General features: G+C 68.1%; 18 protein-coding genes. 2 read left to right on the top strand and 16 right to left on the bottom strand.

The window, feature by feature from the left end:
* Nucleotides 1-109: 109 nt before the first annotated feature.
* Together AC3IMC_RS15075 and AC3IMC_RS15080 are read right to left on the bottom strand one after the other, a co-directional pair.
* Nucleotides 110-889, bottom strand: coding sequence for an IclR family transcriptional regulator domain-containing protein (locus AC3IMC_RS15075; protein WP_490919370.1), 780 nt, complete (start codon nt 887-889; stop codon nt 110-112).
* Nucleotides 890-1,007: 118 nt separating this feature from the next.
* Nucleotides 1,008-1,844 carry a shikimate dehydrogenase family protein gene (locus AC3IMC_RS15080; protein ID WP_490919371.1) on the bottom strand — a complete coding sequence of 279 codons (837 nt, stop codon included), beginning with the start codon at nt 1,842-1,844 and terminating at the stop codon, nt 1,008-1,010.
* A 139-nt stretch (nt 1,845-1,983) separates the two neighbouring features.
* Between AC3IMC_RS15080 and AC3IMC_RS15085 the strand changes: the two genes are divergently transcribed.
* The gene (locus AC3IMC_RS15085; protein WP_490919373.1) at nt 1,984-3,321 is read left to right on the top strand and encodes an MFS transporter; all 1,338 of its coding nucleotides are present in this window, start codon (nt 1,984-1,986) and stop codon (nt 3,319-3,321) included.
* Between the two features lie 79 nt (nt 3,322-3,400).
* Here the strand turns inward: AC3IMC_RS15085 and AC3IMC_RS15090 are convergent, their stop codons facing one another.
* The 12 genes from AC3IMC_RS15090 to AC3IMC_RS15145 all read right to left on the bottom strand — a co-directional run bounded on the left by AC3IMC_RS15090 (nt 3,401) and on the right by AC3IMC_RS15145 (nt 14,830).
* Entirely contained in the window at nt 3,401-4,213 is an 813-nt protein-coding gene (locus AC3IMC_RS15090; RefSeq protein WP_490919374.1) for an IclR family transcriptional regulator domain-containing protein, read from the bottom strand.
* A 24-nt stretch (nt 4,214-4,237) separates the two neighbouring features.
* The gene (locus tag AC3IMC_RS15095; RefSeq protein WP_490919375.1) at nt 4,238-4,915 is read right to left on the bottom strand and encodes a 3-oxoacid CoA-transferase subunit B; all 678 of its coding nucleotides are present in this window, start codon (nt 4,913-4,915) and stop codon (nt 4,238-4,240) included.
* A gap of 1 nt (nt 4,916) precedes the next feature.
* Entirely contained in the window at nt 4,917-5,618 is a 702-nt protein-coding gene (locus AC3IMC_RS15100; protein ID WP_490919376.1) for a 3-oxoacid CoA-transferase subunit A, read from the bottom strand.
* 4 nt (nt 5,619-5,622) lie between these two features.
* The gene (locus AC3IMC_RS15105; RefSeq protein WP_490919377.1) at nt 5,623-6,822 is read right to left on the bottom strand and encodes a thiolase family protein; all 1,200 of its coding nucleotides are present in this window, start codon (nt 6,820-6,822) and stop codon (nt 5,623-5,625) included.
* Entirely contained in the window at nt 6,819-7,274 is a 456-nt protein-coding gene (gene pcaC / locus AC3IMC_RS15110) for a 4-carboxymuconolactone decarboxylase (RefSeq protein WP_490919378.1), read from the bottom strand. The genes AC3IMC_RS15105 and pcaC overlap by 4 nt, the downstream gene beginning before the upstream one ends.
* Nucleotides 7,271-8,089, bottom strand: coding sequence for an alpha/beta fold hydrolase (locus AC3IMC_RS15115; RefSeq protein ID WP_490919379.1), 819 nt, complete (start codon nt 8,087-8,089; stop codon nt 7,271-7,273). The genes pcaC and AC3IMC_RS15115 overlap by 4 nt, the downstream gene beginning before the upstream one ends.
* On the bottom strand, nt 8,082-9,557 hold the full coding sequence (locus tag AC3IMC_RS15120; protein WP_490919380.1) for a lyase family protein: 1,476 nt from the start codon (nt 9,555-9,557) through the stop codon (nt 8,082-8,084). The genes AC3IMC_RS15115 and AC3IMC_RS15120 overlap by 8 nt, the downstream gene beginning before the upstream one ends.
* Nucleotides 9,554-10,126 carry a protocatechuate 3,4-dioxygenase subunit alpha gene (gene pcaG / locus AC3IMC_RS15125; RefSeq protein ID WP_490919381.1) on the bottom strand — a complete coding sequence of 191 codons (573 nt, stop codon included), beginning with the start codon at nt 10,124-10,126 and terminating at the stop codon, nt 9,554-9,556. Before pcaG ends, AC3IMC_RS15120 begins: the two co-directional genes overlap by 4 nt.
* A 2-nt stretch (nt 10,127-10,128) precedes the next feature.
* Nucleotides 10,129-11,001: a protocatechuate 3,4-dioxygenase subunit beta gene (gene pcaH / locus AC3IMC_RS15130; RefSeq protein WP_490919382.1), complete on the bottom strand. Its 873-nt coding sequence runs from the start codon at nt 10,999-11,001 to the stop codon at nt 10,129-10,131.
* Between the two features lie 43 nt (nt 11,002-11,044).
* Nucleotides 11,045-12,940, bottom strand: coding sequence for a bifunctional sugar phosphate isomerase/epimerase/4-hydroxyphenylpyruvate dioxygenase family protein (locus AC3IMC_RS15135; protein WP_490919383.1), 1,896 nt, complete (start codon nt 12,938-12,940; stop codon nt 11,045-11,047).
* On the bottom strand, nt 12,940-13,821 hold the full coding sequence (locus AC3IMC_RS15140; protein WP_490919384.1) for a shikimate dehydrogenase: 882 nt from the start codon (nt 13,819-13,821) through the stop codon (nt 12,940-12,942). The genes AC3IMC_RS15135 and AC3IMC_RS15140 overlap by 1 nt, the downstream gene beginning before the upstream one ends.
* A gap of 139 nt (nt 13,822-13,960) precedes the next feature.
* Nucleotides 13,961-14,830 carry an IclR family transcriptional regulator gene (locus AC3IMC_RS15145; RefSeq protein ID WP_490919385.1) on the bottom strand — a complete coding sequence of 290 codons (870 nt, stop codon included), beginning with the start codon at nt 14,828-14,830 and terminating at the stop codon, nt 13,961-13,963.
* A 232-nt stretch (nt 14,831-15,062) separates the two neighbouring features.
* Here AC3IMC_RS15145 and AC3IMC_RS15150 point away from each other — a divergent pair, with 232 nt between their 5' ends.
* Nucleotides 15,063-16,382 carry an MFS transporter gene (locus AC3IMC_RS15150; RefSeq protein WP_490919386.1) on the top strand — a complete coding sequence of 440 codons (1,320 nt, stop codon included), beginning with the start codon at nt 15,063-15,065 and terminating at the stop codon, nt 16,380-16,382.
* A 139-nt stretch (nt 16,383-16,521) separates the two neighbouring features.
* Here the strand turns inward: AC3IMC_RS15150 and AC3IMC_RS15155 are convergent, their stop codons facing one another.
* Both AC3IMC_RS15155 and AC3IMC_RS15160 read right to left on the bottom strand, forming a co-directional pair.
* Nucleotides 16,522-17,610 (bottom strand): ATP-dependent DNA ligase, encoded by a 1,089-nt coding sequence (locus AC3IMC_RS15155; RefSeq protein ID WP_490919387.1) that lies wholly within the window; start codon nt 17,608-17,610, stop codon nt 16,522-16,524.
* Between the two features lie 59 nt (nt 17,611-17,669).
* On the bottom strand, nt 17,670-18,593 hold the full coding sequence (locus AC3IMC_RS15160; RefSeq protein ID WP_490919388.1) for an AEC family transporter: 924 nt from the start codon (nt 18,591-18,593) through the stop codon (nt 17,670-17,672).
* Nucleotides 18,594-18,620 lie beyond the last annotated feature (27 nt).

Consider the following 18,620-nt stretch of genomic DNA (forward strand, 5'->3'; position numbering starts at 1 on the left):
GACTCCCCTTCCTGACGAGCGCGGCGGCGGCTCTGCTGCACGCGCTGGCTTGAGTCTAGATCGCCGGGGACGGCTGCGGGAGTGGGACGGCGGGCTTGGTGGCAAACAGTTATCTGCTGCCGTGTTCCGGGCCGCCGTAATCGAGGGCGATCCGCCGCGCGGCCTCCAGCAGCCGGGGAAGAACCGACGCTTCGATGTCCTGGGCGGCGGCGCGGTGGGTCTGCAGGGAGACATTGGCCGCGGCCACCACCTCGTTTCCCCGCCGCACCGGGACGGCCACGCCGCGCAGGCCTTCCTCGAGTTCCTGGGAAACCATGGACCAGCCCCTGGTGCGGGCAGCTTCGACTTCGGTCCGCAGGTCCTCAACACTGCCGATGGAGCGGTCGGTGAAGCGGTGCAGCTGCACGGTCTGCAGGTACTCCTCGAGCCGCGCCGGGGGCAGCCCGGCAAGGAGCACCCGGCCCATGGACGTGGCCCAGGCCGGGAACCGGGTGCCCACAGTAATCGAAACGCTCAACAGCCGCGGCGACGGCACGCAGGCAACGTAGACCACGTCGCCGCCATCGAGGACGCACAGGGCCGTGGTTTCATTCAGCTCCGCGGCCAGCTCCTTGAGATGCGGTTCCGCCACCCCGGGCAGCGTCAGGCCGGCCAGGTAGGAGCGGCCGATATCCAGGGACCTGGCGGTCAGTTCAAAGGCCTGGCCTTCCGCGCGGAGGTAGCCCAGGTCCGCCAGGGTCAGCAGGAACCGGCGCGCGGAGGCGCGTGTCATGTCGGTCCGGGCGGCGACCTGGGAGACGGTGAGCCGCGGCTGGTCGGGGGTGAAGGCGAGCAGCACATCGAAGGCCTTCTCGACCGACTTCACAAAGTAGGCTGCCTGCTCCTCCATGGACACTGCGGTTCCTCTCCCGGCGGGTTGGCGCACCCGTGCAGGTCCGCCGGGCTCCAGCGCCTGTCCGATCATATCGGGGCAGCGTGCGCGCAGTGCGAGGATTACGCCTGCCCGCTCAGGAGGCTGCCCGCAGCCGCTCCAGCGTCTGCTGCAGCAGCAGCGTGGCCTGCCCGTCGAGCCCCAGGAGGGGCACCATGGCCAGGGCCTGCTCGCGGAGGTGGTCCCATCCGTCCACCGACCGGACGCCCAGCTCGCGTGCCCGGGCAACGCTCGCCGTGGTGTGGCCGGCGTACACGAAGTCATACAGGACGGCATCAGGAGCGAGCGGCTTCCCACCCCAGGCTGGCCGGTCAGAGGCCTCCTTGCCGATGGGGGTGGCATTGACCACCAATGACACATCGCGGGCCAGATCCGTCGCTTGTTGCCACGTAACCTTGCGCGCGTCGATGCCGAGGCTGGCGGCAAGATCGAGCAGCTGCTCCGCGGCGCGGGGATCGCGGTCCGTAATGGACACTGTGCCAACCTTTCCCTGCAGCGCCACCAGGACTGCCCTGGCAGCTCCACCGGCCCCGAGCAGCAGGGCATGGCGCTGGAACTGCCCGTCCAGCAGGACACCCACCGCCGTGATGTCGGTGTTATGGCCCACCAGCCCACTCCCCTGCCGGACCAGCAGGTTGCATGCGCCGCTTCGCCGGACGGCCTCGGTTGCCTCATCCGCTGTTTCCGCCGCCCAGTGCTTGTGCGGCATGGTCACGTTGGCGGCCACGATTCCGGGATCCAGCAGTCTGCGACGGACTCCTGCCAGGTCACCGCCGGCGGCAACGTCCCAGGCTTCGTAGGTCCAGCCGCTGCCGAGTTTCTGCAGCACGGGGTTCCACAGGCCCGGAGACATCGCCCGGGAGGCGGCGGAGCCAATCAGGACCAGGCGGGAAGCTTCTGTGCGGGGTTCCATTGGTGCACCTTTCGCGGACGGCATTGTGATTGGTGTCACGGGCTAGTATCCTCTTTTCAGACGCATTTCGCACACCTGTTCGCTATGCGTACACATTAGGAAAAAGATCCCCGCCTTCAGCGTGGAAGGAACCCCCACCATGACCGACATCACAGCAGGAGCCCAGGCCCAGGCCACGCCCCAGGCGCAGCGCCAGCTCAAGCGCGCCAAGAAGGCAGCGCTGGCCGCCTTCCTTGGCGGAGCCCTGGAGTATTACGACTTCTTCATCTACGCCACCGCCGCCTCCCTGGTCTTCTCGAAGATCTTCTTCCCGGCCGGCGACGCAACCGTGGCACTGATCGCGTCCTTCGCCACGTTCGGCGTCGCCTACGTGGCACGCCCTTTCGGCGCGGTGGTGTTCGGCCACCTCGGTGACAAGATCGGCCGCAAGAACACCCTGGTGCTCACCCTCGTCCTGATGGGCAGTGCCACGTTCCTCATCGGCGCCCTGCCGGACTTCAACACCGCCGGCTACTGGGCCCCCGCACTGCTGGTGGTGCTCCGCCTGATGCAGGGCCTCTCCGCCGGAGCAGAAACTGCTGGCGCCTCGGCCCTCTCCACCGAGGAAGCGCCGGAAGGGCGCCGTGGCTTCTTTGCCAGCTTCGCCATGAGCGGCATCTCGGCAGGCATCGTTTTGGCTTCGCTGGCGTTCCTGCCCGTGGCTGCGATGAGCGAGGCGGACCGGCTCGCCTGGGGGTGGCGGATCCCGTTCTGGCTCTCCCTCGTCGTGCTCATTGTCGCGTACCTGGTGCGCCGTTCGCTGGAGGAGCCGGAAGTCTTCGAGGAGAAGCACGACCACGGCGAACTGGTGAAGCTGCCCTTCGCCAAGATGTTCCAGACCCACCCGGCACAGTTCTTCCAGGTGGCCCTGATGTCCTTCGAAACAGTCACCAATACCTTCATGCAGTCCTTCGGCCTCGCCTACGCTGTCTCGGTGGGCGTTCCCGCCTCCACCATGCTCTGGGTCAGCATCCTGGGCAACGTCCTGGCCATCGCCAGCCAGCCGCTCATGGCCCGGCTCTCCGACACCTTCGGCCGCCGGCCCATCTTCATTGGCGGCGTCCTGGGCTCCGGCGCCATGATCTTCGTGTACTTCTCGGTGATCTCCACGGGAAACATCCCGATGATCTTCCTGACCAGCACCCTGATCACCGCAGGAACCTACGCCATGTCCAACGCGATCTACCCTGCGTGGTTCTCGGAGCTCTTCAACGTCAAGGTGCGCTACTCCGGCATGGCCATCGGGCTCCAGATCGGCATCCTCTGCGCCGGCTTCACCCCGCTGCTCGGCACCGCGCTGGTGGGCGCCGAGAAGGCCAACTGGGGTCCCGCCGCCTGGATCGTTGCCGGATCATCCATCCTGGCCGTGGCCGGTGCGCTGTGGGCCCGCGAAACCGCCAGGACGCCGCTGCGCGAGCTGGGCAACCACGTGCGGTAACAGCGCCGGGACGGGGACAGACAGAAAGGAACGACGGCGGGAAGCACCCGCCGTCGTTCCTTTGCCTTTCGCGCCGGGCCTATCCGCGGGCAGTGAGGTCCGCCGAGATAAGCTTCGCCGTCGCTTTGATCTCCTCCACCACGGAGGCCAGGTAGGCCTCCGGATCGGGCTTCGCTTCCACGGACTGGGCCTGGAGGGACACGTTCACCGCCGCCACCACCTTGGGCCCGTCGTACACGGGCGCTGCGACGGACATCAGGCCCAGTTCCAGTTCCTGGTTCAGCAGGCACCACCCCTGCGCCCGGACAGTCTCCAGGACGGCGAGCAGTTCCGGCACGCTTCCCAGGGCGCGTGGGGTGAGAGGCTTGATCTCGGCGGCCGCCAGGTACGCCTTGAGGTCCGCGGGCGGGAGTGCCGCGAGCAGGACCCGGCCCATCGACGTCGCGTAGGCCGGGAAGCGGGTGCCCACGGTGATGCCGATGGTCATGATCCGGCGCGTGGTGACACGGGCGATGTAGGCGATGTCGGTGCCGTCCAGCACAGCCGCGGACGTGGACTCCCCCAGCTTGAGGGACAGTTCCTCCAGGTGCGGCTGCGCCAGCTGCGGCAGCGACAGCCCGGAAAGGTACGCGTACCCCAACTGGAGCACCTTGGCCGTCAGGGCAAAGGTCTTGCCGTCCGTCCGGACATAGCCCAGCTCCACCAGCGTGTGCAGGAACCGGCGGGCCGTGGCGCGCGTGAGTCCTGTGCGGGCGGCCACTTCGGACAACGTCATGACCGGACGCTCGGCGTCGAAGGCCCGGATCACCGCCAGGCCCCGGGCGAGCGACTGGACGTACTGGTCGCTGGCCTGCGGGGCGGTCTGGGTATCGGTACCTGCGGCGTCGGTCATGGTTACCAATCCTAGGGCCCGGCGTCAGGCCGCCGCGGCGGCCTTGAGTGGGACGGGCACCAGTTCCTGGAGTTCCTCCAGGGTGCAGCCGAAGGTTTCGCGGACGGTGACGCCCTCGGGCCCGGTGAGGAAGACGCCTTTGTCGGTGTAGACGCGGGTGACGCAGCCGACGCCGGTGACCGGGTAGGTGCAGGCGTCCACGATCTTGGACGCGCCGTCGCGGGTCAGCAGGGTCATCATGACGAAGACGTCCTTGGCGCCGGTGGCCAGGTCCATGGCACCGCCGACGGCGGGAATCGCCCCGGGTGCCCCGGTGTGCCAGTTCGCGAGGTCACCGGTGGCGGAGACCTGGAAGGCGCCGAGGACGCAGATGTCCAGGTGCCCGCCACGCATGATCGCGAATGAGTCCGCGTGGTGGAAGTACGACGCGCCCGGGAGCTCCGTGACGGGGATCTTGCCGGCATTGATGAGATCCTCGTCGATCTGGTCGCCCTTGGCTTCCGGACCCATGCCGAGCATGCCGTTCTCCGTGTGGAGGGTGATGTTCTGTTCCTCGGTGAGGTAGTTGGACACCAGGGTGGGCTGCCCGATGCCGAGGTTCACGAAGGATCCGGGTGCAATGTCCTTGGCCACCAGGCGGGCCAGGTCATCGCGGCCCAGGGGAGTTTCGGACGTCTTAATGGACGTTTGGGTCAGGCTCATCTCAGGCCACCTTCTCTGCGGGGTTGGAGGTGCCTGGGCCGCTGCCGGCAACCTTGACGATGGTATTGACGTAGATGCCGGGGGTGACCACGTTCTCCGGGTCCAGTCCGCCGGTGGGGACGATCTCGGAGACCTGGGCGATGGTGTGCTTCGCGGCCGCGGCCATGATGGGGCCGAAGTTCCGGGCGGTCTTGCGGTACACCAGGTTGCCCTTGCCGTCCGCTTTCAGTGCCTTGATGAGGGCGACGTCGGCGTGGATGGGCGTCTCGAAGACCTGGCCGCGGCCGTCGATGATCCGGGTTTCCTTGCCCTCGGCGAGCATGGTGCCGTACCCGGTGGGGGTGAAGAACCCGCCGATCCCGGCACCGGCGGCGCGGATCCGTTCGGCAAGGTTGCCCTGCGGCACCAGTTCGAGTTCGATCTCGCCGGCCTTGTACTTGGCATCGAAGTGCCAGGAATCGGACTGCCGCGGGAAGGAGCAGATCATCTTCTTCACCCGGCCTTCCTTGATCAGCAGGGCCAGGCCCTGGTCGCCCTGGCCGGCGTTGTTGTTCACCACTGTCAGGTCCGTGGCGCCGCATTCGAGCAGCGCGTCGATCAGTTCGAACGGCTGGCCGGCATTGCCGAACCCGCCGATCATCACGGTGGATCCGTCCTTGATTTCGGCCACGGCAGCCTGGACCGAGTCAACAAAGTTCAGCATTTTCCTAGCCCTTCACGCCAGCAGTTACGTTTTCAAGCACGACGGCCAGGCCCTGGCCCACGCCGATGCAGATCGCGGCCACGCCCCAGCGCTCCCCGGAGGCCTGCAGCGACCTGGCCAGGGTGCCGAGGATCCGGGTGCCGGAGGCGCCGAGCGGGTGGCCCATGGCAATGGCCCCGCCGTGCCGGTTCACGATCGAGTGGTCGATGCCCCAGGCGTTGACGCAGGCCAGCGACTGGGCGGCGAACGCTTCGTTAAGTTCGACGGCGCCCACCTGGTCCCAGCCGATGCCCGCCTTCGCGAGGGCCTTGTTCGCCGCCTCGACCGGGGCGTAGCCGAAGTACTGGGGGTCGTTCGCATGCGCCCCGCGCCCGGCGATCCGGGCCAGCGGGTCCATCCCGAGCAGCCCCGCGCCAGCCTCACTGCCCACCCAGGCTGCGGAGGCGCCGTCGGACAACGGCGAAGCATTCCCGGCGGTGACCGTCCCGTTCTCCGTCCGGAACACCGTCTTCAATCCCGCCAGCTTCTCTGCCGAGGAGCCGGGGCGGATACCCTCGTCCCGGACCAGGTCGGTGCCGGGTACCGGGGCCACGAGGTTGTCGTAGAAGCCCTCGTCCCAGGCCGCGGCGGACGCGTTGTGCGAGTTCGCGGCGAACTCGTCCTGCGCTTCCCGGGTCACCCCGTACTTCTCGCGCAGCCGCTCGGTGGCCTCGCCCAGGGAGATGGTCCACTCCTTCGGCATCGCTTTGTTCACCAGCCGCCAGCCCAGGGTGGTGGAGGCCAGCGTCATGTCCCCGGCCGGGTAGGGCTTCTCGGTCTTGGGCAGCACCCACGGGGCCCGCGACATCGACTCCGCACCGCCCACCAGCACCAGGTCGGCATCACCGGCGTTGATCTGGCGGGACGCGATGATCGCCGCGTCCAGCGAGGACCCGCAGAGCCGGTTGACCGTGGTGCCGGGGATGGATACCGGCAGGCCGGCCAGCAGGGTGCCCATCCGGGCCACGTTGCGGTTCTCCTCACCGGCACCGTTGGCGTTGCCGAACACCACCTCGTCGATCCGCTCAGGATCAAGAGCCGGTGCGCGCTTCACGGACTCCCTAATCACATGCGCAGCAAGGTCGTCGGGGCGGACGGCGGCAAGGCCGGAGCCGAACTTGCCGAACGGGGTGCGCACGGCGTCGTACACAAAAGCCTGGTTCATGATTCCTCTGGTTCTCCGGGGTTCCGGTGGGTGCTGTCGATTTCACGGAAGACCTGCTGGGCGGTCTTGAAGGCGGTGTTGGCGGACGGGACTCCGCAGTAGATGGCGGTCTGCAGCAGGATCTCCTTGATCTCGTCCCTGCTGAGGCCGTTGCGGAGGGCTGCGCGGATGTGCATGGCCAGCTCCTCCCAGTGGCCGTGGGCCACCATGGCAGTGATGGTGACGGCGGAACGCATCTGCCGGGACAGTCCGGGCCGGGTCCAGATGCCGCCCCACGCGATGCGGGTGATCATGTCCTGGAAGTCGTCGGTGAACTCATCCTTGTTGGCATTGGCCCGGTCCACGTGCGCGTCGCCGAGCACTTCGCGCCGGACCACCATGCCGCCGTCGTAAATCTCCTGGCTGGTGGCGCCGGGCTGGACCACACCGTTGCGTGAGGTATCCGTGCTCATTTGGCTGCCGCCCGTGACTCGGCCCAGGCCACCAGGCTGCGCATCAGGTCCGCCACGTGCCCGGGGGCCTCCGCCGGCGCCAGGTGCGAAATACCCTCCACGGTCAGCGCCGTGGCCGTGCCGCCACCCGCGGTGATTCCGGCGGCCACTTCCTCCGCCATCGCCGGCGTTGACACTTCGTCCAGTGCCCCCGCGATGACCTGCGTGGGGACCTGGATGCTGCCCAGTTCCTGGCGGACGTCGAAGGCGGCCAGGGCTTCGCAGCAGAAGGCGTAGCTGAAGCGGTCGGCGTCGCGCAGGGAGTGCAGGAGCCGGCTGCTGAATTCGGGTTCGCGCTCCATGAAGCCGGGGGCGAACCACCGTTTGGCGGATCCCTGGATCATGACGGGGGTTCCCTGGGCGCGGACGGTTTCGGCGCGCTCCAGCCAGGCCTCGGGGGTGCCAATCTTGGCGCCGCTGTTCTGCACGGACAGGCTCTTGAGCCGTTCGCCGTGCTTGATGCCCAGCTGCAGGCCCACGGCGCCGCCCAGGGAAACACCGGCGTAATGGAAGTTCTCGCCGGGGGCGATCGAATCAACCAGGTCCACCACAGCGTCAGCAAGGGCTGCGACGTCGAAGGTTTCCGTAGCGGCGGGCGAGACGCCGTGGCCGGGCAGATCCCAGGCCACCACGTCGTAGTCATTGCCGAGCAGTGACGCCACGCGGTTCCACAGGATTGACGAGGTACCCAGGGAGGGTCCCACCACCAGCAGGGGATGGTCGCCCAGGGGTCGCTGGGGTGACAGCAGTGCTGCCTTAAGGGCCGGTTTAGCCACGGGTAGCTCCGTTCGCGTCGGTAGGTGTAGCAAAGTCGGGGAAAGCCGCCAGGATGCGGCGGGAAATTTCGGCAGCCTGGCCGAGATAGCTGGCAGGGTCCAGGAGTTCCTCCAGCCGGGTGTCAGGGACGACGGCGGCGGGGACCGTTTCGCGCAGCAGCTTGCGGTAGGTCGCGGCCTGCTCGGCGGGGGGCGCCTGGAGGGTCCGGTCCACCACGTCCTGCAGCTGCTGCTTTCCGGTGCGGCCGTCCTGCTCCGACAGGAGCGGGGCGACGGCGGCGCCCACGCCCTCGGCCAGCAGCAGCGGGCCGGCGAGGTCCAGGTTGCGGCGCATGGCGTCCGGGAACACCTGCAGCCCTGCGGCAAGTTCGCGGATGTGGCCGGCGGCCCCGAGGGAGAGCGCCAGCAGCTGGCGCAGGGCGGGCCACTCGGTGTGCCAGGCGCCGTCCGGGCGCTCGTCGTTGAAGTTGGCGGCTGCAAGGTGAAGTTGGGCCGCCAGGTGGGGTGCCTGCAGCGCGGCGCTGCGGACCAGGACCGACAGCACCGGGTTCTGCTTCTGCGGCATGGCGGAGGAGACGCCGCGTCCGGCCGCCTTTGGCTCGGCCACTTCCCCCACCTCGGGACGGCTGAGGAACAGAACGTCCGCGGCGATCTTGCCGAAGGCGTCCAGCACGGAAGCGAGAGCATGCCCGAGGGAGGTGACGGCCAGGCGGTTGGTGTGCCACGGCGCCGCAGCCGGGGCCAGTCCCAGCTGGGACGCCAGGGCTTCCGCCAGTGAAAACGGTGTTGCGTGCGAGCCCTCCGTCAGCACCGTTCCGGCGGCGAGAGTTCCGGCGGCACCGCCGAACTGGACCGGGAACTGCAGCGCCTCCAGCTGGCGGCCCGCGGCGGCCACGCCCTGGAACCACTGCGCCGCCCGCAGGCCGAAGGTGAAGGGAAGGGAATGCTGGGTCAGGCTCCTGCCCACGCACAGCGTGTCCGCATGCTGCCCAGCCAGGGCGGCGAGCGCCGTCGTGGTGCCTTTGAGGTCCGCCAGCACGGCATGGACCGTGTTGCGGGCCAGCAGCATGAGGGCGGTGTCCAGCACGTCCTGGCTGGTCAGGGAGGTGTGGACGGCCTTTCCGGCGCCCGCCCCGGCGGTGTCCAGCGCGGCCACGTTCTTCCGGAGGTCCGCGAGCAGCGGGATCACCGGGTTGCCGCCGCCCTGGGCGCGCAGCGCGATACCGGCCAGGTCGTAGCGGCCCGCTTCGGCAGCGGAGGCGACGACGGCGGCGGAACCGGCAGGTGCCAGGCGGGCCCGTTCCAGCACGGCGGCCCAGCCGGATTCGACGGCGAGGATGGCGGCGAGCACTGCCCGGTCCCCCGTCAGCGCCGCCACCAGGGGTGACGCTGAGACGGGACTGAGCAGGCCGGCGTCGGCCTCTTCAGCGAAGGCGCGCAGGTCTCCCAGGGCGGCGGCGTGGGTCACTGGAAGTCCAGGAAAACCGTCTCGTCCTCACCCTGGAGACGGATGTCCCAGGTGAGGCCACCGTCGGGGTCGCGACGGGCGATGAGCGTCTTGCGGCGCTCCGGCTCCAGCGAGCTCAGCAGGGGGTCGTTGGCGAGGGCTTCGGTGTCCTCCGGCAAGTAGATGCGCGTGAACAGCCGGTTGGTGAGGCCGCGGGCAAAGAGCGCCACCGAAATAAAGGGCGCGGCCGCTGCTTTTCCGGGGACAGGCTTGGTGGGGCCGGGGTTGACCGTAGTGAAGGTGAAGACGCCGGAGTTGCCCACGGCGCTGCGGCCCCAGCCGGTGAAGGTGTAGCCGTCGCGGACCAGGGACCCGGTGCGCTGCACGACGTTGCCGTCCGCGTCCGGCTGCCAGATTTCCAGGATGGCGTCCGGGATGGTGTGCCCGGCACCGTCATAGACGGTGCCCTGCAGGCGGATGGAACCGGGCGATCCGGGCGCGAGGAGCTCATTGTCCTTTTCGAACGGGAGCGCATAGCCGTAGAACGGGCCCACGGTCTGGCCGGGGGTGGGTACCAGTTTGGTGCTCATCTCTACTCCTCATCCCCGGCGTCGCCGTATGCTTCGTTTTCGGTCCAGGTCCGCTTGGGACCGGTCAGGACGATGTCCCAGTTGTAGCCCAGGGCCCACTCAGGCTCGGTGAGGCTGTGGTCGTAGGTGGCCACGAGCCGGTCGCGGGCGTCCTGGTCCACGATGGTCTGGTAGATCGGGTCCAGCGGGAAGAGCTGGTCGCCCGGGAAATACATCTGGGTGATGATGCGCTGGGTGAACTCGCTGCCGAACAGCGAGAAGTGGATGTGCGCCGGGCGCCAGGCGTTCAGGTGGTTCTTCCACGGGTAGGCGCCGGGCTTGATGGTGGTGAACCGGTAGGAGCCGTCCGGACCGGTGATGCAGCGGCCGATGCCCGTGAAGTTGGGATCGATCGGGGCCGGGTGCTGGTCGCGCTTGTGGATGTAGCGGCCGGAGGAGTTAGCTTGCCAGATTTCCACAAGCTGGCCGGCCACGGGGCGGCCGTCACCGTCCAGGACCCTGCCGGCCACGATGATCCGCTCGCCCTGGGGCTCGCCGTTGTGCTGGATGGTGAGGTCCGATTCCAGGGCATGCACGTCCTGGTGCCCGAACGCCGGCGAGTACAGCTCGATGGTTTCCGGGTCGGCGTGCTGCAGGCTCTTGGTGGGGTGGCGCAGGATGCTGCTGCGGTACGGCGGGTAGTCCAGCCGCGGCTGGGTCTCCGGCTGGGCACCGTCCTTGAGCGCGCGCCGGTAGGCCTCGCCGAGCGCCGTGATTTCCGCGCTCAGATCCGCCTGGGATTCGGCAGCGGCGTCCAGGGGCGCGTGCGCTGCCTTGGGCTCGGCGGGCGGCACGAGCTCCTCCGATTCAAGCTCTGCGGTGGCGTCTTTTGGCACTGCGGGCTCCTTTTCTTGGTGGGCTTGGGTGGTTTTGGAGGCGTTAGGACGAAGGCCGGCTGCGGTGCAGGGAGTCGTACTGGACGGCGTGCCGGACCGGGGCATTGGGGGCGCCGTAGCCGTCGTAGCTGCCGCGCCGCTCCACCATTTCGAAGAACACACTGCCCACGGTGGCGGTGTAGAAATGGAGGAATTCGCCGTCGGCGTCCCGGTCGTACAGGAGGTTGAGCTCCTGGAGGGTGGCCAGGAAACCTGGTTCAAGGTCGAAGCGGGCGTCCAGGTCCTCGTAGTAGTTGGCCGGGATCTGCAGGAACTCCAGGCCGCGGCCGCGGGCGGAGCGTGCCGTGGCCACCAGGTCCGTGACGGCGAACGCGATGTGCTCCTGGTACGGCTGGCGGGCCGGTGCCTGCTGGACCGCCGTCTGCTGCACCGGGGCCAGGTTCAGGACGAGACGCACTGCGCCGTCGGAGGTCTGCATGACCTGTGAGCGCACCAGCCCGCTGGGGCTGGGAACTTCGGCGAACGGCTGCGGTTCCAGGGCCAGGGCGCTGGTATAGAAGAGGACGGCCTCGTCGAAGTGCTGCCACGGCTGGGCGAGGTTGACGTGGTCGATGACCGCGTTGGCCCCGGCGGAGGGGTGTTCCAGCCCTTCCCCAAACTCCCGGGTCCATGCGGCGGTGCCGTCCGGACTGCCCTGGCACAGGAAGATTTCGGTGGAGTCCGGGGCGCAGATGCCCTGGAAGACTTCCTCGTCCGCCTGGACCTTGCGGGCCACCACGGGTGCCTTGAGCTGCTGGGCGCGGGCGGAGGCAATCACGGGGGAATCGACGTCGAACCCCAGCGCGGCGATGGCCGGCTCAGCGTGCTGCGCGGCCTGTTCGTTGATGATGACGCGTGCCTGGCCCATGGTCCACAGCTGGACATCCTTGGTGCGGTGCCGGCCTTCGAAGGCGAAGCCGAGCTGGCCCAGGAGCTTCTCCAGCTGCGCGGTGTCGTCCGCCTTAACCTCGGCGAAGTTGAAGCCCGCGGGCTCGTTGACCTTGGGCAGCGTGGCAAGTTCCATGGGATAACGACGGCGGAGCGCGCCGCCGGCGGGAGCGGCACCGTCGGCCGCGTTCCCGGCGAGCCACTTGGCGCTCTGTTCCTCCAGCCAGATCAGGGAGCGCATGGCGTCGATGGCCGTCCGTTCGACGTCGGACTGGCGGAAGACGTCGTTGAAGACTTCCAGCGAAACCGGCCCGCTGTACCCGGCGCGGACCACGTGGCCCATGAACTTGGCGAGTTCGAACTGTCCCTCGCCGGGGAAGACGCGGTAGTGCCGGCTCCATGACAGTACGTCCATGGACAGTTTCGGGGCGTCGGCAACCTGGACGAAGAAAATCTTGTCGGGGTTGAACGCTTCGATGTGGGAGGTTTCCCAGTCCCGGCTCAGGATGTGGAAGGAATCCAGGCAGGTGCCCAGGTTGGGGTGGTCCACCATCTCCACGAGGCGGTAGGCGTGCTCGTAGTCGTTGACGTATCTGCCCCAGGCCAGGGCTTCGTAGGCCACCTTGACGCCGTGGTCGCCGGCCAGGTTGGCGAGCTGTGCCAGCTGTTCTGCGCGGAGGCCGTCGTCGTCGATGGTGGCCGTGGCGACGTTGGAGCAGACCAGGATGGTGTCCATGCCCAGGCGGGACATGAGCTTGAACTTGGCCTCCGCCCGGCGGAGGTTGGCCTTGAGCAGGTCCGGGGTGACGCCGTCGAAATCACGGAACGGCTGGTAGAGGTCCAGTCCCAGGCCCAGGTCCGCGGCCATGCTCCGCACCTGCTCCGGGCTGAGCGGCGAGGTGACCAGGTCCTGTTCAAAGATCTCGATGCCGTCGAAGCCCGCGATGGCGCAGGCCTGCATCTTTTCCTTCAGGGTGCCGGACAGGCAAACGGTGGCGATTCCGGTGCGCATCAGGCGGCCACCTCCTCGGCGGCCACGAGTTCCAGGAAGTGGCTGCGCATGCGGTCCGGGTCGGCGTCCAGGCCGGTGAAAATGCGGAAGGCATCCGCGGCCTGGCCCACGGCCATCCGGCCGCCGTCCAGGACGTCGCAGCCCTTGGCGCGCGCTCCGCGGACCAGTTCGGTCTCGATGGGGCGGTAGACGATGTCGGCCACCCAGTGCCGGGACTCGAGCAGGTCCAGGTCGAGGGGCGTGCCGGGGTGCGCGGCCATGCCGACCGGGGTGCAGTGCACCAAACCGTCGGCCAGCGGCATCAGCTGCGGCAGCTCCGCCGTCGTGCCTGCCGTGACGGTGCGGTCGGGGAAGAAGCCTGCCAGCTCGGATGCCCGTGCCGCGGCCCGGGCCGGGTCCACATCCACCAGGTGGAGCGCGCGGACGCCGGCGGTGAGCAGGGCGTAGGCGACGGCGGACCCGGCACCCCCTGCGCCCAGCTGGACCACGCGGTCCAGGTCCGCCCCGGGCAGGCCGGACGCCAGGGCGGCGGCGAAGCCGGAGAAGTCGGTGTTGTGCCCGATGAGGCGGCCGTCGCGGATGACCACCGTGTTCACGGCGCCCAAACGGCGGGCATCGGGGGAAATCTCGTCGAGGTGCTCCAGGACCAGCTGCTTGCAGGGGTGGGTGATGTTCAGGCCGTTGAAGCCGAGGGTGCGCGCGCTCTGCAGGATGCTGCCCACGGCGTCGCCGCCGAGCCCCAGTTCCAGCAGGTCGATGGGGCGGTAAAGGTAGCGCAGGCCCTGCACGTCCCCTTCCCGCTCGTGCATGGGCGGGGTGAGTGATGGCGTGACGCCGTCTCCGACCAGTCCCACGAGGTAGGACTCAGTTCGAATACTCATCCGTGCAGCTCCTTTGGTAACGGCACCGGGCATCCGCGAAACGGAAGACCTGCCCGGTGATAGGGATTACAGTACAGCAATTGTTCACTTGTCGCACTACTGTTCGTGATACGAACGCAGTACGGAAGACTGCCGGTCCTCAGCCGCGCTGCGGGAGGCGTGCGGCCAGTTCGGCGGCGGCCTCCTGCAAGACCGGGACGTGGGCCTCGAGCTCCTCCAGGCCCATGCGGAAGACGGGTACCGCGGTGGCAAGGGAGGCAAAAGCATGGCCCTGGCTGTTGAGCACGGGCACCGCCACCGCACGCATGCCGGCTTCGTTCTCCTCATCCATGACGGCATACCCGCGCCGGTGCACTTCCTCGATCTCCGCCCGGAAGGCGTCGCGGTTCGTAATCGACTTCTCGGCCAGGCGCTCCAGCGGAAGTTCATCCAGCAGGCGCTCCCGCTCACCATCCTCGGCGAATGCCACCAGGGCCTTGCCCACGGCGGTGGTGGACAGGGAGCCGAGGTGGCCGGGATCGCTGGTGACGCGGAAGGTCTGGGGCCCGTCCACCTTGCTGACGGTCAGGTGGTGCAGGCCGTCGCGGACACTGAGGATGGTGGCCTCGCCGGTCTGCTCGGTGACCCTGCGCAGGATCGGCATGGCGGTCCCGGCGAAACCATGGTGGTTTGACACCCGCTGGCCCAGCTGGAAGATCCGCAGGCCGAGGTGGTACCGGCGCCCGTCGGGCTCGTAGTCGACAAAGCCGTCGCGGGTCAGCGACCCGAGCAGCCGGTATGTGGTGCTGAACGGCAGTTCTGCGCGGCGGGAGATCTCCGCGGCACTGGCGCCGCGCGGCTCCTCACCCAGGAGGACCAGAAGACCCAGGGCCTTGCCCACCATGTCCGTGCGCTCGGCGGGACGTGCGCCCACCCTGGCTTCCGGGGGCATGGCATTCACAGGCTCTGCGGCGGCAGTGACAGCAACAGCGGATTCTTCATTGGCCACTGTGGTTCGGTTCACACTCATGGTTCGATGTTGCCACAATGTGAGAGCTATTTCTAGATGGTGATTATTTTCTTGACAGGTGACTGCCCTCACAGTCATAGTTTCTGTATCGCGCAAGTAGCTCCCACCATGTGGCTACTAACGCCGGGTCTCTTCCGGACTCCAGCCGCATCGCGCCCCGCCCGCACCAAGGCAGCGGCGGCTGCGACCCCCAGATCCATCCGCGACAATGTCGTCACACCAAAGGAACACCATGAGCCAGACACTTCCGTCTACCGGGGCGGGTGCCCTCACCTCTGCCGGGACGCCCAAGAAGGCGGCCCTCGCCAGCTTCCTGGGCAGCGCCGTCGAATACTACGACTTCTTCATCTTCGGTTCCGCCGCGGCGCTGATCTTCCCCACGGTCTTCTTCCCCAACGCCGATGCCAACGCCGCCATCATGTCCTTCGCAACCTTCGGGTTCGCCTACGTGGCCCGGCCCATCGGCGCCATCATCCTGGGCCACTTCGGTGACCGGGTGGGCCGCCGGAAGGTCCTGATGTTCACCCTGCTGCTGATGGGTGCCTCAACCTTCGTCATCGGCTGCCTCCCGGACTTCCACACGGTTGGCTGGTGGGCTCCGGCGCTGCTGGTGCTGGCCCGCCTCTGCCAGGGCCTCTCCGCCGCCGGTGAGCAGGCCGGCGCCTCCTCCATGACGCTGGAGCACGCTCCGGACAACCGCCGCTCCTTCTTCACCTCCTGGACCCTCACCGGCACCCAGGGCGGGCAAATCCTCGCCGCCCTGGTGTTCATCCCCGTCCTGGCCCTGCCGGACGAGATCAAGTTCGGCATCGGCTGGCGCATCCCGTTCTGGCTCAGTGCCGCCGTCGTTGTGGTGGCATTCCTGATCCGGCGCACCCTGCACGAACCGCCCGCCTTCGAGGAAGCCCGGAAGAACGCGGACATCGCCAAGCTCCCGGTTGCCGACCTGCTCAAGGGCCACTGGCGCGACGTGCTGCGCGTCATCTGCTGCGCCTTCATCGCCGCCGTCTCCACGGTTTTCGGCACCCTCGCCATCAGCTACGCCAAGACCGTAGCCGGCGTGGACGGGACCACTACGCTGTGGCTGGTGGTGGGCGCCAACCTGGTGGCCCTGGGCACGCAGCCGCTTTTCGGAATGCTCGCAGACAGGATCGGCCGCAAGCCCGTCTTCATCTACGGTGCCCTGGCCAGCGCGGTGCTGACCCCCGTGTTCCTGCTCAGCCTGGAGTCCGGCAGCGTCCCGCTGATGTTCCTGGCCGCCATCGGCATGTTCTCCGGCGGTTACGCGGCCGCCAATGCCGTCTGGCCGTCCTTCTACGCCGAGATGTTCAGCACCAAGGTCCGCTTCTCCGGCCTGGCCATCGGCACGCAGCTGGGCTTCCTGATGGCAGGGTTCGCCCCGGCGATCGTGGCGGCCATGGGCGGCATCAAGCCCGGCGGCTGGGTGCAGATCAGCATCTTCACGGCCATCATCTGCGCCGTTGCAGCAGTCTCGGCCCTGACCGCCAAGGAGTCCTTCCGGACCCCCACCAAGGAGCTCGGCCTGAAGTAGGCCTCCAGCGCGTACGTTCCTGCCCGGTTACTTAACAGGGAAAGCCCGCCACCTCCTGGAAGATCCAGGGGTGGCGGGCTTTTTCCATGCCACGGCACCGGGCGGGGCAGCAGCAATCGGGCAGGAATGCACGGCGCCCCTAACCCCGGCCGGTCTCCAGCACCGAAGCCAGGTCGAAGTTCACCGGCTCCTCCAGCTGCTCGTAAGTGCAGGACTCTGGGTCCCGGTCCGGGCGCCACCTGTTGAACTGGGCCGTGTGGCGGAACCGCTCCCCCTCCATGTGGTCGTACCGGACCTCCACCACCAGTTCCGGGCGCAGCGGCACGAAGGACAGGTCCTTCCCGGCGCTCCACCTGCTGCCCTCGGCGTTCCGCGGGGTCCGCTCGCCTTCCTCCTGCTTGGCCCAGGCCCAGGGGTGGTTGTCGAAGTCCGTTACCAGCGGCTGCAGCTGCTCGAACAGCTCCTGGCGCTTCTTCATCGGGAAGGCGCCAATGACACCCACGCTGGCCAGGCCGCCGTCGTCCTTGTACAGGCCCAGCAGCAGGGAACCGACGGCGTCCGGCCCGCTCTTGTGCAGGCGGTAGCCGGCCACCACGCAATCGGCCGTGCGCTCGTGCTTGACCTTGAACATGACGCGCTTGTCCGGCTCGTACCTGCCGTCCAGGCGCTTGGCCACGATGCCGTCCAGCCCGGCCCCCTCGAACTGCTCGAACCACTGGGCCGCGGTGTCCTTGTCGGTGGTGGCGGCCGTCAGGTGGACGGGTGCCTTGCTCGCTGCGAGCGCCTTTTCGAGCGCCGCCCGCCGCTCACTGAAGGGCTTCGCGGTGTAGTCCTCATCGCCCAGGGCCAGGAGATCGAAGGCAACGAAACTGGCCGGTGTCTGCTGGGCCAGCAGCTTCACGCGGCTGGCGGCGGGGTGGATGCGCTGCTGCAGGGCGTCGAAGTCGAGGCGGTCGCCCGAAGCGCCCACCAGGATGATCTCGCCGTCCACCACGCAGCGCGGCGGCAGGTTTTCCTTGAGTGCGGCGACGAGTTCCGGGAAGTAGCGGGTCATGGGTTTTTCGTTGCGGCTGCCGATCTCCAGGTCCTCGCCGTCGCGGAAGATGATGGACCGGAAGCCGTCCCATTTGGGCTCATAGCTGAGGCTCCCGCCCCCGGGAATGCCGTCAATGCCGCTGACGGCCTTGGCGAGCATGGGCGGGACGGGCGGCATGACGGGAAGTTCCATGAGCCCATTCTTGCCCGGCAGGTGTGAGGGCGGTAGGGCGGCGCGCCCGGGCAGCCGGTTCAGGCGGCCAGCAGCCAGACAATCAGCACCAGCACCGGGGCGGCCGCCGCGGTGGAGAGCAGGATGGTTTCGCGCGCCACTGCGACACCCCGTCCGTACTGGCTGGCAAAGAGGAACACGTTCTGGGCCGACGGCAGCGCAGCCATGAGCACCACGCCCAGGAGCATGCGGTGGTCCAGGTTGAACAGGAAGCGTCCGACGACGAACGCCGCCGCCGGCATCACAGCGGACTTGAGTGCCGTGGCAGTAAGGATTTCGGCTGTGTGGCCGCCGCTTCGGAGCATCCTGGTTCCGTGCAGCGACATGCCGAAGGCCAGCAGCACGACGGGGACGGCGGCACCGCCCAGGAGCGTCAAGGGCGCCATCACGGGGGCGGGGAGCTGCACGTGGAAGGCGGCAAGGACCACGCCGAGCAGCGAGGCGATGATCATCGGGTTTCGGAAAGGCTGGGTCAACATCAGGCGGGGCGCGAACCGGCCGGCCGCGGAAAAGTCCAGCAGGGTCAAAACCAGCGGAGCGAACAGCAGGAGCTGGACCAGCAGCACCGGGGCCACGGGGGTGGCGTCCCCCAGGGCGTACAGCGTGATGGGGATGCCGATGTTGTTGGCGTTGACGTAGGAACCCGCCATGGCCCCTACCGCCGTTTCGGCCAGGGGCCGGGGGAACCAGATCCGGCTGGCCGCGACGTACAGCAGCGCGGTGACCGCAGCCGTGATCATGGCAAGCGGAACGTAGGCGGAAAAGACCACGGACAGGTCGGATTTGAGCACCACCGTGAAGAGCAGCACCGGGTTGGTAATGAAGAAGGCTGTCCTGGTCAGCGCAGAAATGGTGGACTCGCCGCCCAGCCCGCAGCGCGCGGCAACATAGCCCACCGCAATGACGACGCCGATCACGGCCAGCCCGATCAGCACACCGCCCACGAGAGGTACTTCCTTCCACTTCCGCTG

It is taken from the genome of Arthrobacter sp. E70 (assembly GCF_058266945.1).

Coding starts and splice junctions, on each gene's coding strand:
- AC3IMC_RS15075 (WP_490919370.1), bottom strand. CDS start 889: ATGGAGGAGCAGGCAGCCTACTTTGTGAAGTCGGTCGAGAAGGCCTTC.
- AC3IMC_RS15080 (WP_490919371.1), bottom strand. CDS start 1,844: ATGGAACCCCGCACAGAAGCTTCCCGCCTGGTCCTGATTGGCTCCGCC.
- AC3IMC_RS15085 (WP_490919373.1), top strand. CDS start 1,984: ATGACCGACATCACAGCAGGAGCCCAGGCCCAGGCCACGCCCCAGGCG.
- AC3IMC_RS15090 (WP_490919374.1), bottom strand. CDS start 4,213: ATGACCGACGCCGCAGGTACCGATACCCAGACCGCCCCGCAGGCCAGC.
- AC3IMC_RS15095 (WP_490919375.1), bottom strand. CDS start 4,915: ATGAGCCTGACCCAAACGTCCATTAAGACGTCCGAAACTCCCCTGGGC.
- AC3IMC_RS15100 (WP_490919376.1), bottom strand. CDS start 5,618: ATGCTGAACTTTGTTGACTCGGTCCAGGCTGCCGTGGCCGAAATCAAG.
- AC3IMC_RS15105 (WP_490919377.1), bottom strand. CDS start 6,822: ATGAACCAGGCTTTTGTGTACGACGCCGTGCGCACCCCGTTCGGCAAG.
- pcaC (WP_490919378.1), bottom strand. CDS start 7,274: ATGAGCACGGATACCTCACGCAACGGTGTGGTCCAGCCCGGCGCCACC.
- pcaG (WP_490919381.1), bottom strand. CDS start 10,126: ATGAGCACCAAACTGGTACCCACCCCCGGCCAGACCGTGGGCCCGTTC.
- AC3IMC_RS15135 (WP_490919383.1), bottom strand. CDS start 12,940: ATGCGCACCGGAATCGCCACCGTTTGCCTGTCCGGCACCCTGAAGGAA.
- AC3IMC_RS15140 (WP_490919384.1), bottom strand. CDS start 13,821: ATGAGTATTCGAACTGAGTCCTACCTCGTGGGACTGGTCGGAGACGGC.
- AC3IMC_RS15145 (WP_490919385.1), bottom strand. CDS start 14,830: ATGAGTGTGAACCGAACCACAGTGGCCAATGAAGAATCCGCTGTTGCT.
- AC3IMC_RS15150 (WP_490919386.1), top strand. CDS start 15,063: ATGAGCCAGACACTTCCGTCTACCGGGGCGGGTGCCCTCACCTCTGCC.
- AC3IMC_RS15155 (WP_490919387.1), bottom strand. CDS start 17,610: ATGGAACTTCCCGTCATGCCGCCCGTCCCGCCCATGCTCGCCAAGGCC.